The following is a 13,182-nucleotide window of genomic DNA, read 5'->3' as shown; positions in this document are numbered from 1 at the left end:
CGGCGGGGCAGCTCAACTCATTCACATAAAGGGGGAGATCGCGCCCTCCTGTCTTCGGCCCCGGTGGGCCGAAGACACCGGAAAGGTGCGCTCCGATCACCATGAAACAGAACCTGATCTACCGCGGGCCGGAACCGAGCCACGCGACCCGACCGATTGCGCGCCGCTCCAAGGGAAGCCTGCGCGGCTCGATGGTGGCAGCCCTCCCGGGCTTTCCGCGCCCGCGCACCATCCAGTTCGAGAGTGCGCTCGAATACGCCTTCCTGTGCCTCATGCTGGTGCGCGGCGACGTTCACCACATTCAGGAACAGCCACCGGCCGTCTCCTTTCCCGGCGCCGATGGCCGTCCTGCGCACCACGTCTTCGACTTCCTGATCACACTGACGAGCGGGGAGCGCATTGCAGTGGCGATCAAGCCGATGTCGCGGGTGCTCCACCTCAACTTCGTCTTCCAGCTGGAAAACATCACTGCGGCCGTTTCGAAGCGGTTTGCCGACCGGGTGCTGCTCGTCACCGAGCAGCATATCGACCGTGCCAAGGCTGCAGATGCCGCGCGCAGGCTTGCGAAAGCCCGCCGCCAACTGACGGAGGTGGCGCAATGACCATTCGCTTCCGTTTTTCGAAGTCCGACATGATCACGACAGCAGGCGTCGCCATGCGGCCGGTGGAGATCACCGGCAGTGGCGGTATTTTTGAGCGTGTCGGTCAGCCGGGGATCACCGAGACATTCTCGCACGATGAGCTTTCCCAGCTGATGCGGCGCCCCGACACCAGCTATTACCCTGCATATTTTGATCTGGCGGCGCAGGAAGCACGTCGCGGTCCGCCTGTCCATCAGATCGACGAATTGCCGCCCAAGGTCAGGCGCCTGACACTCTGGCGGAAAGCCGTTTGTGATGCGTTCCTGACGCTTTCCGCGGCCGGCGACATCAATCGGACCCATGACGGCTTCGCGCGGGGACGTGCGAAGCTGTCGGAAGAGGTACAGCGCCTCCTCGGGGAAACGCCGGAAACCCGCAGACGGGCAAAGCCCGGAACCGACATCGTGACGCGACAGATGCCGGGGAGCAGGACGCTGTTTCAATGGGTCCGCAAGTACGAGAAAGCTGGCTTTTCCGCCTTGGCACTCATCCCGGAGACCCACAGGTCAGGCAACAAGGCCCCGCGATGGTGCCCCCGTTCCGAGGCCCTGATGAACCAGGTCATCGAGACCTATGCCGACACGCAGCGACCGACGAAGACACAGGCGATCAAGGAAAACCTAGCGCTCTTCAAGGCGGAAAACCAGCGGCGGGTGGAAGCGGGGGCGGAGGCTCTGGCCATCCCCTCTGCGGCAAGTATTCGGCGTCGCCTCAACATGGCGGACCCGTTTTACGTCTATGCCAAGAGACACGGCGCGGCGGCGGCGGCCTCACGCTTCACCCTGTTTGGCAGCGGCCCCGATGTCCAGTATCCGCTTGAGCGCGTGGAGATGGACGAAAACCGCCTTGATGTCATCTCTCTGCTTACCCTGAGCGGCATCTGGGATCACCTGCCCCGAGAGCGCCAGGAACGCTTCGAAAGCGGGCGGCGCTGGCTCTACATCGCCATCGACTGCGCCACGAAATGCGTGGTGTCCATGCGCCTGGCGGAGACGCCCAACGCCGACGACGCAATCCGGGCCCTGCGGGACATTTTCGAAGACAAGACGCCGATTGCAAAAGCCGCAGGCTGCGAAAGCTCCTGGCATCACCATGGTGGCATCGGCACCCTTGTCACCGACATGGGGTCGGCCTTCGTCTCCGATGATTTTCAGGGAACCGTGGCATCCCTGGGCGTGACGGCACACCTGCCGCCTGCAGGGCTCCCCTGGCTGCGCGGACACATCGAATCTTTCTTCCGCACGCTAGGGCACCAGTTGATGCCTTTGCTCGCGGGGCGCACGTTCTTCGACACCGTCCAGCGGGGCGACTATCCGTCCGAGCAGCTGGCCTGCCTCTGCGACGACGATCTGATCACGATCCTGCTGACCTACATCGTCGATATCTACCACAACCAGCCGCATGGGTCTTTGAAGGGCGAAACCCCGAACGCGGCCTGGACTCGGCTCGTTGCGGAACATGGCGCGCTTCCCGCCCCAGATGGCCTGACACTGAGGAAAGCCTTCGGGCGTCCCCTGTCTCGCAAACTCAGGGGAGACGGCGTGATGTTCTCGGGCCTGACCTACAGCTGCGACGCGCTGCGGGAAGCGTTCCTGCACTCGTCGGAACGGATCGTCGAGATCCGGGCCGACTTGCGCGACATCGGCTGGATCGCCGTCAAGGTCGGCGCCACCTGGTATCCTGCGATTGCCAATCAATCAGGATTCGAGAGCGTCAGCTACGACCAACTTCGCGAGGGGATGCGGGCAATCCGGCACAAGTACCGGAAAGATGCCCTGATTGACGCTCCGGTGGTTCTGCGGGCCATAAAACGGATTTCCGAGGCCAACCGGCGCGCATTCGCACTGCGCGAATTGACCCCATTCCATGTGACCGATGCGGATGTCGAGCGCAGTCAGGCCGCACTGCACTATCCGATCCGTTCCGACGCCGAGCGTCTGGGGGATATTTCTCCATCATCCGATCCCTTGGTGGACGGCATCCAGATCAGCCCGCGCGGGGCGGCGTCAAACGAGACGCCAAACATCGCTGCGCCGGGTGACGCTCATTCCGACAAACGCGAACGCCGCAACCGCTGGAGATTCAACGATGACAAATGATCATGTCGATCAAACCGTCCTTTGCATTGCGATGCTGCGGGACCACTTCATCCGCCATGACCGGTACACCCCCTTGGAACAGGTATTCTCCCGGCTTGCGGAGAAACGGCTGGCCGACATCCAGACGGGGCGGGTCAACGAGGCCCATGGCCTCGCGCTTTCGGGGCCATCGGGCGCCGGGAAAAGTGCCGCGGTCGCGCATCTCCTGAAATCCGAGCGGGCGCGGCTGGACACGGCAGGGCATGGAGATGCCACGATCATCAGTCTGCGCGTGCCGTCGCCTGCGACGCTGAAATTCGTCGGCCAGACGCTGTTGCGCTCCCTCGGGTATCAGATCAGCTCCGAGCGGCAGGCCTGGTACATCTGGGATCTGGTCCGCCATCACCTGCGCGAGCGGCGCGTGCTGTTCGTCCACCTCGACGAGGCACAGGATCTTGCATCCCGCGGCACCAAGCATGAGCTCAACTCTGTCGCCTCCATGCTGAAAACCCTGATGACCGACGACGAGTGGCCGGTCGGGATCATCCTGTCCGGCACAGAAGAACTGGAGGACATCCTCAATCACGATCCGCAACTGGCCCGCCGGATGAAGACGATCCATTTTGAAAGCCTTACGCCTGCTGCACATGCAAACGATGTGCTCGACCTGCTGGAGAGCTACTGCGAACGGGCAGAGCTGACACCGGCGGCAGACATTCTGGGCCTGGAACATGGCGAACGGCTGATACATGCAGCGGCCAACCAGTTCGGACTGGTGATCGAGCTGATCCTTGAAGCCATCGAACAGGCGTTACTGGAGGGAGAAACAGCCCTCTCCAGTACGCATTTCATGTGGGCCTATCGGCTGCGCACCTCCTGTGATGACGAGTTCAACCCATTCATCATCCCGGATTTCTACCGCGTCGATGCCCGTCAGGTGTTTGCACGGGGGGCACGGAGATCATGATCGTGAAACGCCTTCCTCTTCATGTGACATGCGCACCGGGCGAATCCGCGACCTCCTTTGCCTCGCGCCTCGCGCGGCGTAATGGAGTCCGGCGCCTCGTGACGTTCTGCTCCGATGTCGGAATCGACTACGGCCAATTGATGAACGGCGCCCCGGCTGAAATCGAGCGTTTGGCAACCCTGGGCGGGGCGGATCACCGCATACTGCAATTCTGGTCGCCGCGCCTTGTACGGGATGGTTGGTTCGAGTTGGGTCACGCCCGCCTGAAGTTCACATGCTTGCAGAGGACGAACGCGCGGGTCTGTCCAGTCTGCATCTTCGAAGCGCGTCAGCAACGTGAACGCGCTTCGGGTGTTCATCTAGGCCTCTGGCAGCTCGAAAGTATCCGTACCTGCCACCTTCATGGTTGCTTGTTAGAGCCGTTGACACCCCTGGGACACGGCAGAGATGCGTTCGATATCGTTCGCCTTCTGCAGGGCTATTCGCCCCCGCAACCCACCTGCGTGGACGAAGAGGAGCGCCAGCTCGAAACCTGGCTCGCCGGGCGAATCGGCACGGGGCGGGGAAGCGGATGGTTCGACGAACTCCCGATCCATGTTGCCGCCCAAACCGCCGAGAACCTCGGCGCGCTGATGACCCTTGGGGCTGACGCGAAGCGTTCGGAAATCTCGGCGCATGACTGGCTACGGGCGGGAAATGCCGGATACGCGGTCATGCGAAACGGGTTGGATGCCATACTGGCGACCCTGCGCGAGATACAGTCCCTCACGCCGATTGACGCCCGACTTCATCGTCACCGGTTTGGGCTGTTCTATAATTGGCTGCGGGACCGCGACGAAGATTCCGCCTTCGACATCATCCGCGACAGTGTTCGCAAATACATCTGGTCGAACTTCCCCGTCACCGAGGGGTCCATCATCCTCGGCGTCCCGGCCCCTGAACAGCGGGTCCATACGCCCGCAACCGCGGCAACGATTTCAGGGGTGAGCCGCTGGAAGATCGAGAAGCACCTGATCCGGCGCGGCATCGCCTGGCCGAGGGACAACGGTCAAGGCGTACATCTGCACGCCTACCCGTCCGCCGAGACCATTTCCCAGATCACTGCCCAGGTAGATTCTATGGTTTCGGCGACGCGTGCCGGGAAAATCCTCGGCGTGACACTGGCAACACTGAGGTTGCTGAGGGCGCAAGGGCTCATATCTCATGCCCCGGCCTGCCCGAAAGGCGCGTCGTATTTCGACGAAAGCGAGGTCACTGGTTTTCTGAAGAAGCTGAAGAACTTGACAAAGCCTAGGGCGAAAACGCCGGAAGATGCGGTCCCATTCCGGGAAGCCGCGCTTCAGTGCCAGACATCCCTGGCGGAGATCGTGGCGTGCGTCCTGGACAATCACCTGCCTCTCTTTGCCTCCGCCCCAACCGAGGCAAGGTTCGGCGATCTGTCGGTCTCCATTCGTGCCATCCGGCAAACGACAACCATCCCGGCCGACAAGGCGTTGTCCCTTGGCGAAGCGGGCCTACGGCTGAAAACCGATACGCGCACCATTCGCGCCCTTCTGGAGCACGGGCATATCGACCACATCCTGCCTTTCTCCGACGCGAAGCATCGCAGGTGGCGTGTGGTCTGTGCCAAGAGCGTGGACGATTTCCGAAAGAACCACGTCTCCCTGACGGAGCTAGCCGGCAGCCGCAATCGCGACGCGGCCAATCTGAGCAAGGAACTCTATCGTTACGGCGTCCGTCCGCTGCGGATCGGAGACAAATGCCAGCGGTTCTTCAGATGGTGCGACGTGATCTAGAGCGAGACGATTTCCGCGTCAGAAGCCGACCTTCGGGTCGGCTTTTTGATGACCGCCGAGAGGCAAACCTATCTGACGAAAAAGGCAGCCCAAGCGTCTCGCCGGGATTTCGCCACACTGATTTTAAAGGGAAAATTTGATCCCGAGAAGCAGAACTACGTGCCTCTTCCCAGCTTTTGAAAAGCACCAGATAGCTCTGCCTTTCTTGTCAGGGGATTTGCCTCTTCGGCACAGATCGGTGCTGTCTTTCCTGCGAAAATTCCGACTGCCTCGATCCGCGCCTTTCTGCGTGTTGATAGCTTCGCAGCCCTTCCCCGTATCAAACCCGAGGATGGCCATGAGCGACCATTTCTTCGTCGTGACGGGCGGCCCTGGTTCGGGCAAGACCAGCCTGATAACCGAGCTTGCCCGTCGCAGCCTTCACACAATTCCCGAATCCGGCCGCGCGATCATTCGCGAGGAGATGGCGCGCGGCGGAGACGCCCTCCCCTGGGCGGACCGCATGGCCTATGCCGAACGGATGCTTGAGCGCGACCTCCGCGCCTACGAGGACGCTCAGGCACTCTCAGGCCCCGTGATCTTCGACCGCGGCATTCCCGACATCATGGGCTACTTGACCCTCTGCGACCTCCCTGTGCCGCCACATGTCGCCGCAGCCGCCAAGGCAACCCGCTACAACCGCCGAGTCTTTCTGGCGCCCCACTGGGACGAGATCTTCACGCAGGATACGGAGCGGCAGCAGAGCCAGACAGAGGCAGAAGCGACCTGTGCCGCTATGTTCGAGACCTACATCGCGCTCGGCTACGAGATCATCGAATTGCCGCGCACGGACATCGCAAGGCGCGCTGACCTTGTTTGTGAGCAGCTCGCTATCTAACAGTCATCTCCAGATGCCGCGGTTGAACTGCTGCATCGGACAATCCACACGGCTCCACTGGTTCCTCTGCGCTCCCCCTGGCTAACGTTCACGGGGTGTGCCCTGCCGATAGCGGCAGTTGTGCGCCCCGGCCTCTGCTGCCTGTGGATCACGAAAGCGGCCGTTCATCGCGGTTGCAGCACGCTCTGGAGCCGCCATGGTCCGGAGAGCGGGACGAAGCACACTTTCTCTGCCGTTATCCGAATGTCGTCTTCCCAAAAGCTCGCGGATGACAAAACGGTCAGAATCATCCATAAACGCTACTGCTTGAGGGTAAGCCTCCGAGGCCCGGCAAGCCTCAAGAGAATCTGGAAAGGGGTTCCGATGCCATCACCGTCTGCGTCGTTCATTGACATCGCAGCTCTTGCGGTTAGTGTCTTGGGCTTGATCGGCTTGTTATTCGCGTTTTTGCAATTTCGGCTTTCTCGCAAGGCAAACGAGGTATCCGCTCAGGCCGCGCGTTCGAGCTTCGTACTAGAGATTCACAAATGGCTTCGTGAAGACTCAGATGAAGTGAGGCTATTTTATCGACTAGACTATGGATCAAAATCAGAAGCATTTAAGTTCGATCCGAATAAATTCCCGCATTCCGAAGATGAGCAGAATTTGGATGCCATGCTGTATAAGCTAGTATTCGTTGGTGGACTCTTGAGGCGTGGGGTTCTTGACCTTAATGAAATTGCATGGATGAAATTCGTCGTATCTACCGTGATGGAGAACAGAGAGATTCAAGCTTACCTTAGGTGGCTTCAGACTCCCGGTCAGATTCCAGGCCACTCCGAATTTGTTGACGCAGTATTTCTCTACCAAAAATTGCAGAAAAATCCTTTTGATCGAAGTGATGTGTTGGAAGAGTACATCGAGAGCGCAGAAACTTAGTAATTACGAGGCTATCCTCGATGATGTCTCTTCTCCCTGCCGGAAGCCGAAAAATCGACTGGGACGACTACGCTTGGTTTAGTAAATTCCTGGCCGAGCTTCCGCCGAGCGTGGACTCTATGGCGCATTCGGGCGCATATCTTCTTCACACTGGCCGGAATGGCCTCTTTCTTGTTGAGCATAGGGGGCAAACAGCCTTTGTCGCTGTGCATCCAAACATCGAATGCGCTGCTTTGGTTTTGCCTGCGGGGGCGCATTTCGCTCCGGAGCTTTGGTCGCACCTTTGCAGCTCAATTGCATCCGCTGGCTTGAACGTTACACTTGGCCGAATTACCCCAGACTTCTCGATGCAAATGGAGAAAATCGATTTTTTTCGAGCAACAACGGAGAAAACGCTGGATTGGCGCTATCCAGTCACAATTCTTGACGTCGCCAAATTGAGCGAAATGAGAGGGAGCTCGTATAGAGGGTATCGTAAAAAAGTTAACCGCGCCAACAGGGACGTTCCTATTGAGATTGCAGATCAGCGTTCGCCGATCTACTTTGAACGATATGCAGCTGTCGTCCATATGATAGAAAAGTGGGCCGATGCTGTAAGTTCAATTAAGAATTTCGATACCAAACACCTTGTTTCCAGTAATCTTGCGGCATATCACATGGGTATGCGTCAGATTGAAGGTTTGAGTTGTAAAATTTACTATGCAGGTAATTCGGTAATTGGGTTTAGCGCAGTAGAGGTCCCCCAGAATGGCGGCATAGCCAATGGTATCGCTCGGTGCTTAGATCGCAGTTGGATTGGGTGCTCAGAATATATGTACTGGAACGACGCGAAGATATTAAGCGATAGCGGCTACGGCTTATATAACATCAATGGATCCGAAACGAAGTCTCTGGACGAGTTCAGGTCGAAACTTCGACCGTATAGGAAAATTAATCTACAGACCTTTCTTTGGATTGAAGCATAAACGTAAAATCTGTCTTATGGCAACGTGTTTCGAATTGCAGACACCCATGCGGTGCGCAGCATCCGTCCAAATGGGCTCGGAGCGGACCTGCGGCGGTGCGGCATGGCGCCGGAGCGCCTCGGAGCGCCCGCTCTGGCGCTCGCTGCCGATTGCGGCCGTTGAGCGCCCAAGCCTCCACCGCCTGCGGAACCACGAAAGCGGCCGTGCATTGCGGTTGCAGCATGCCCTGGAGCCGCCAAGGTCCGGAGGGCGGCCGAAACGGACACCGATCGCCTTGGAGAAACCAATGAAATACCTGATGCTGCTTCCCCCGGCCATCTTCTGCACAATCGGTCTGATGATGGCGTTGCAGATGGTTCCCCCCAACTCAACGACAGGTTTCCGCCCTTCATGCCCCGCACATCCGCCCGGTCAGTGCCGCGAGATCCCGCCCCAAGCGACCGGGGCCGCTCGCTGCCGATTGCCGACGTTCGACACCTCAAGGCTGCGCCGCCTGCGGATCACGGAAGCAGCCGTTCATCGCGGTTGCAGCACGCGCAGGAGCCGCAAAGGTCCGGAGAGCGGACGAAGCCGACCTTCAGCAACTTGCCACGCTTGGCGCTATCGTTAGGGTGGCGGGATGAACGCACCCTACCGCCTTCCCGATGAGTTCGAGACCGACCGCTATCATCTTCGCCAAGTGAAACTGGATGACGCGCAGGCCATCTTCGACAGCTATGCCTCCGATGCGGAAGTCAGTCGCTTCCTTGGCTGGACGCCCCACCGAAGCGTCACTGAAACGACCGCTTTCCTGGAGATTGCAGCAGCGGAGTGGATTTCAGGAAAAGGTTTCCCTTTGGTCGCGTTTGATCGCCGACAACCTGCGGAACTTGTGGGGATGTTTCATCCACATCTGATAGGTCATAGGGTGAGCTACGGTTATGTCTTAAGGGCGTCGGCTTGGGGTAAAGGCTGCGCATCCGAGGTCATGGGCTGGCTCGTGGATCATGCCTTGTCGCATCCGAGCATTCACAGAGCCGAAGCGTTCTGTGATGTGGAGCATCCAGCTTCTGCACGGGTGATGGAGAAAGCTGGCATGGTGCGCGAGGGCATCCTGCGGCGCTACTTCCGGCACCCCAACATCTCAGACATTCCGCGCGATTGCTTCATCTACTCCAAGGTCCACTAAGGGCTCGGAGCGGACCTGCGGCGGCGCAGCGTGGCGCCTGAGCGCCAGGCGCCACCGACTCGGGCGCTCGCTGCCGTTAGCAGCCATTGAGCACTCCGGCCTCTTCCGACTGTGAAATCACGAAAGCGGCCGTTCATCGCGGTTGCGGCCCCGTGGAGCCGCAAAGCTGCGGAAAGCGAACAAAAACAGACGCTCGCTCGGCCGGGTTGTGATCCGTCTCCAGAGCAGCTATCTTTCACTTCGGGTGACGGCAGGGTTCGTCGCCCGGACAACGGAGGCTGGATGTCAGAGCTTGTGTGATAAGGCTCTCTGAGTTTCAGAGAGCCGCGTGAAACCAAAGCCGCCGGGGGGCGCTCGCCCCTTGGCTTTTTTGCGTATCTCACACGAGACTTCCATGAATATCTCAAGAAATGAACAGCGTGCGCTGCACGTTCTGGCTCTTGGCGGCCACATCCTGCACGAGCGTGAGAATAGCCCCAGGATCACTGCGGTCACCTGCGTCACACGCGAAGGCATGATCCTTTCCGATTTCGACATGACCATCTTCAGCAAGTTGCGGCGCAAGCGGCTGATCGCATCCCGGTCTGGCGGTCCCTATCGGATATCGAAACGCGGACGTCTTTCCGTGCGCGCGCAACTCGACAACCAAGGATAGTAACATGTTGATCCGAAATGAAATCGACAGAGATCTCCCCGCTATCCGCGAGGTCGTGACCGAAGCCATGAAGATGCTGCCGCAGGCCACCGGAACCGAAGCTGCAATTATTGACAGGCTCAGGGCAGACAATGCCCTGAGCCTGTCGCTCGTGGCCGAGGACGGGGGCGAGGTGGTCGGCTATCTGGCTGCATCGGATGCCCGGATCGGCGCCGCGTCCGGCTGGGGACTGATCGGTCCCCTTGCCGTTCGGCCGCCGCGACAGGGTCAGGGCATCGGCAGCGCGCTCATGGCCGAGGCGATCCTTCGGTTGCGGGCGACCTGCAAAGGAGCGGCCCTGGTCGGGGATCCCGGGTATTATGGCCGGTTCGGTTTCAGGTTCTTTCCGAAATTGCGGGTGGGGAGCTGCCCGCCCCGGTTTGTTCAGGCGCTCTCGTTCGATACCCGCGCCCCCAAAGGCGAACTGATCCATCATTCCGCCTTCGGGTTGGAGCAACAGGGATAACCCAAGCCCGGCCCGCGACTGTGCGGTCCGGGCATTTTTGTTTTGTCGATAACCGTGCGATGGGGGCTCGGTGCGGCGTGGCGCTTGAGCGCCTCGGGCCGCCCCCCTGGACACTCGCTGCCGATAGCAGACGTTCTGGCTACGCACGACGGATGACCACAGACAGCCCCATAGCGGTCCTCCGCGGCTCGCCGCAGCATGACGCTAAGCACCGACACGAAGGGCGGGGATCCAGCTCGGGGGGCGCAGGTGACGAACGGAAAACAAAGGTCGCCCGAGTCCACCTGTCGCGCTCTCCAAGCGGCGAGTGTAGCAGGGCTTGGCCGTTTTGCGCACGGGCTTCTGATCCATACGGGTTCGGCGCAATCGACCACGCCGTTCAGGGCAATCGGAATGGGTGTGCCAACCCCGCCTACTGGCCCCAGTCGCCGCGCATGATGTCGGGCGCGGTGGGCAGCAGGCCGAGCGCGTTGAGCCGCAATTCCACGTTCTGCGCCCGCCGGATCGCCTCGGCGGAATAGTCGGGATGGCGCTCTCCGACCTGCCAGAGCCGCGACAGGGTGACGATCAGCGTGCCGCCGTTCATCGGCCGCACGATCTCGGCCTCGGGCAGCTCGGCGGGCGCGATAGCGAAGGGAAGCCAGCCGATCCAGCGGATGCCCAGGCGCGCGCGGTCGAGCGGGTGGTGATGGACAAGGTAGCCGCCCGGGCCGAAGGCAAGATGCTGCGGCCGCTGCCAGCGCGTCACCGCGTCGACCAGGGTGATCAGATGATCGAGCTGGAGGCCGTAATGCGGATGCGGGCGCTTGATTTGCCCGTTCAGTCGCGTGCCGGTGGCGCCCCAGCTGTAGTCGAAGCCGTAGTAGACCTTTTCCGAGCCCAGGGTCTTCGTCCCATTGTCGATGGTCGAGACCGAGCCTTCCTCGTCAGCCCAGCCGGCGGCATCGGACACGCTCTTGCTCTCTTGGATATAGGCCTCTTCCTGCGCCCAGAGCGCGATGTCCTTGAAGCACCATCCCAGGTCGAAGCAGGGGATCTTCTCGAGCCTGTGCAGGAGCTTGAAGAAATCCCGCGCGCCATCCTCATAGGCGGCATATTCGGCGCCGTATCTATGCGGCGTCAGCTCCGCGCTGAGTAGCAGATCATAGGTAAGATCCATCAGCTGCCTCCGAAGGGTCGAACTTGCATGTCGTGATACCACCCCGTGACGCGCTGCAAAAGCAGGGCCCCGACATAGAGCCGGGTCGTCATGTTCGAGAACACCCAGGTGAGTTCGACCTTGCCGTAATGCTGGCTTACCAGCATGTGCTGGCGCCGCGCCTCGCGGATCATCGGTTCGAACACGGTCTGGGCGACACCTGCGCGCACCGCCCAATCGGCCAGTTCCGGGCCGCCATCGGCGCTCCAGTCGCGCTGCACGAGGAAATTGTCATAGCCGTGCTTGGCCTCCCAGAGGTGACATTCGGCGGGCGAGAGCCCGTCGAAATTGACCCCGCCCCAGGCCCATTCCTCGATCATGTTGCTCTCGGGGACATAGGCGTGCCAGGGGCAGATGAAATGCTGGTAGGCATAGCCGCGCTGCGCTCCCGCCTTGACCTAGCCGAAATAGCGCATGTAGGGGCCGCCTTCCTTGCGCGGCGAGCAGAGCGGGCAGTTCTCGGTGCAGCTGTCTTCGCGGGTGCGCGCGTCGGCCTCGGTCTGGGTTCCGGTGCGCGTGCTGCTCTGGTCGGGGCTAATCGTGGCAGGCGCGGGCGCCGTGCCGGGGGCGCCGCCGCTGCCCGGTGCGGGCACCGGCACCGGCGGTGCAGGCACATCGTCGCCCCAGCAGATCTGCTTGCCCGTGACGATGACCGACCCATCGGGCCCGACATGCACATCGTCGATCGAAACCGGAATGCAGAACCCCATTACCACCAAACCTCCGCTTCGCGCCCGTATTGGCGCAGGCTGATCCGGATCAGCTGGAACAGGTCGCCGGCCTTCGCCTCGGGACTGCCTGAGGCATCGCGGAAATGCGCCACGACCTGCGGGTCGCGATGCCAACCCGGCGCGATCAGCGCATCGACCATAACAAAACGCGCGACCAACCGGTCGTCGCGCAGACCGAAGCCGCGCGCCGCCTCGCGCGAGAGACGGACGATTTCGGCCAGTTCTGGATCGCTGACATGGCGCACCGGGTCGGGCCGGAACGCACGGATGTCGCGCGCAAAGCGCAGGTCGGAATCGCGCTGTTGCTGAGCATTGAGGGCGCCGATCACATTGGCAGACAGGGTAAAGGCCATCAGCTGCGCGCTCCGTTCAGGGGGGGGCCGGTTCGGGCGCGGCGAGCCCGATCTGCAGCGCCGCCGGGTCCGAGGTCTGCTACGTACTCACCTGATTTTACGCCGACTTCCCGATCCGTGGGGACCATTTGGGGCCGGATGGAGCATCCATTGTGCAACCACCGTAGCACTCCGCCGGCCTCGGTCTTGCCCAATGGAATGGGCGCTGTTGCGCAAATCAGCTGACGACCGCAGTTCCCCTTTCCCCGGACACACTTATCCCATGGCCACGGTGAGCGGGATGCCGAGCGCCGTGAAGCGGTTGAGGACCGCCGCCCGGATCTGGACTTC

Annotated in this window: 13 protein-coding genes and 1 pseudogene; 10 read left to right on the top strand and 4 right to left on the bottom strand. The window is 60.8% G+C overall.

Features of this window, described 5'->3' with window-relative positions; genetic code table 11:
* Positions 1–101 precede the first annotated feature (101 nt).
* The 10 genes from C8N38_RS19980 (at position 102) to C8N38_RS19945 (ending at position 10,570) form a co-directional block, all read left to right on the top strand.
* Positions 102–602 carry a Tn7 transposase TnsA N-terminal domain-containing protein gene (locus C8N38_RS19980; protein WP_245895823.1) on the top strand — a complete coding sequence of 167 codons (501 nt, stop codon included), beginning with the start codon at positions 102–104 and terminating at the stop codon, positions 600–602.
* Positions 599–2,740 carry a DDE-type integrase/transposase/recombinase gene (locus C8N38_RS19975; protein ID WP_108028883.1) on the top strand — a complete coding sequence of 714 codons (2,142 nt, stop codon included), beginning with the start codon at positions 599–601 and terminating at the stop codon, positions 2,738–2,740. Before C8N38_RS19980 ends, C8N38_RS19975 begins: the two co-directional genes overlap by 4 nt.
* Positions 2,730–3,686 carry a TniB family NTP-binding protein gene (locus C8N38_RS19970; protein ID WP_158272398.1) on the top strand — a complete coding sequence of 319 codons (957 nt, stop codon included), beginning with the start codon at positions 2,730–2,732 and terminating at the stop codon, positions 3,684–3,686. The genes C8N38_RS19975 and C8N38_RS19970 overlap by 11 nt, the downstream gene beginning before the upstream one ends.
* Positions 3,683–5,482 (top strand): TniQ family protein, encoded by a 1,800-nt coding sequence (locus C8N38_RS19965; protein WP_108028881.1) that lies wholly within the window; start codon positions 3,683–3,685, stop codon positions 5,480–5,482. The genes C8N38_RS19970 and C8N38_RS19965 overlap by 4 nt, the downstream gene beginning before the upstream one ends.
* Before the next feature lie 337 nt (positions 5,483–5,819).
* Positions 5,820–6,359, top strand: a complete 540-nt coding sequence (locus C8N38_RS19960; protein WP_108028880.1) for an AAA family ATPase — start codon at positions 5,820–5,822, stop codon at positions 6,357–6,359.
* Between the two features lie 363 nt (positions 6,360–6,722).
* The gene (locus C8N38_RS21220; RefSeq protein ID WP_146176324.1) at positions 6,723–7,277 is read left to right on the top strand and encodes a hypothetical protein; all 555 of its coding nucleotides are present in this window, start codon (positions 6,723–6,725) and stop codon (positions 7,275–7,277) included.
* A gap of 20 nt (positions 7,278–7,297) precedes the next feature.
* Positions 7,298–8,242: a phosphatidylglycerol lysyltransferase domain-containing protein gene (locus C8N38_RS21215; RefSeq protein ID WP_146176323.1), complete on the top strand. Its 945-nt coding sequence runs from the start codon at positions 7,298–7,300 to the stop codon at positions 8,240–8,242.
* Positions 8,243–8,861: 619 nt separating this feature from the next.
* Entirely contained in the window at positions 8,862–9,410 is a 549-nt protein-coding gene (locus C8N38_RS19955) for a GNAT family N-acetyltransferase (protein WP_108028879.1), read from the top strand.
* A gap of 394 nt (positions 9,411–9,804) precedes the next feature.
* Entirely contained in the window at positions 9,805–10,065 is a 261-nt protein-coding gene (locus tag C8N38_RS19950; protein ID WP_108028878.1) for a YjhX family toxin, read from the top strand.
* Positions 10,066–10,069: 4 nt separating this feature from the next.
* Positions 10,070–10,570, top strand: coding sequence for a GNAT family N-acetyltransferase (locus tag C8N38_RS19945; RefSeq protein ID WP_108028877.1), 501 nt, complete (start codon positions 10,070–10,072; stop codon positions 10,568–10,570).
* A gap of 412 nt (positions 10,571–10,982) precedes the next feature.
* Here C8N38_RS19945 and C8N38_RS19940 read toward each other — a convergent pair whose 3' ends face one another.
* The 4 genes and pseudogenes from C8N38_RS19940 to C8N38_RS19925 form a co-directional block, all read right to left on the bottom strand.
* Positions 10,983–11,729 (bottom strand): Imm52 family immunity protein, encoded by a 747-nt coding sequence (locus C8N38_RS19940; RefSeq protein WP_108028876.1) that lies wholly within the window; start codon positions 11,727–11,729, stop codon positions 10,983–10,985.
* Positions 11,729–12,130 (bottom strand): annotated as a pseudogene (locus C8N38_RS19935) (Tox-REase-5 domain-containing protein); the annotation flags it as partial. The pseudogene C8N38_RS19935 and the gene C8N38_RS19940, both read right to left, overlap by 1 nt.
* A 36-nt stretch (positions 12,131–12,166) precedes the next feature.
* Positions 12,167–12,478, bottom strand: coding sequence for a hypothetical protein (locus tag C8N38_RS19930; protein WP_108028874.1), 312 nt, complete (start codon positions 12,476–12,478; stop codon positions 12,167–12,169).
* A complete protein-coding gene (locus C8N38_RS19925) occupies positions 12,478–12,852 on the bottom strand; it encodes a hypothetical protein (protein WP_108028873.1) in 375 nt (124 codons plus the stop codon). Before C8N38_RS19925 ends, C8N38_RS19930 begins: the two co-directional genes overlap by 1 nt.
* Positions 12,853–13,182 lie beyond the last annotated feature (330 nt).

Origin of the sequence: Rhodovulum kholense (assembly GCF_003053725.1) — a bacterium.
Lineage (GTDB): Bacteria > Pseudomonadota > Alphaproteobacteria > Rhodobacterales > Rhodobacteraceae > Rhodovulum > Rhodovulum kholense.
The sequence above is the reverse complement of the archived record's forward strand: the minus strand, read 5'-3'. Positions and strand labels throughout refer to the sequence as shown.